The 452-nt window shown below is 71.5% G+C and carries 1 protein-coding gene; it reads left to right on the forward strand.

Annotated elements, in window-relative coordinates; all coding sequences use genetic code 11:
• On the forward strand, nucleotides 1-452 hold a 452-nt coding region (locus ACOADB_RS23680; RefSeq protein WP_378604569.1), incomplete at both ends, for an AMP-binding protein.

Genomic DNA, 452 nt, shown 5'->3' on the forward strand with positions numbered 1-452 from the left:
TCACGAGCACCGCGCCGCGAACCCCGGCGCCGTCGAGGCGCTCGTCGACGCGGCGGAGCCGTCCGACGTGATGACGCTCGTCTACACCTCCGGCACGACCGGACCGCCGAAGGGCGCGATGTTGACGATCGGCAACGCCGAGTTCGCGCTGGAGACGGTGCTCGAGCGGAGCCCGTTCGCCCGGCCGGCGCCCGGGCCGAAGGACCTGACGTTGTCCTACCTCCCGCTGTGCCACGTCGCGGAGCGGGTCCTGACGACCTGGTACAACGCGGGCGGCGGCACCCAGGTGAACTTCGCGGAGTCGATCGAGACCGTCCCGCAGAACCTCCGCGAGGTGCAGCCCACGCTGTTCTTCGCGGTCCCGCGGATCTGGGAGAAGCTGCTCGCGACGGCCCGGATCAAGCTGGACTCCGCGACCTGGGCGAAGCGGCGCTGGTCGCGCTTCTGGCTGG

Source organism: Nocardioides sp. CPCC 206348 (genome assembly GCF_048654705.1).
Classification (GTDB): domain Bacteria; phylum Actinomycetota; class Actinomycetes; order Propionibacteriales; family Nocardioidaceae; genus Nocardioides.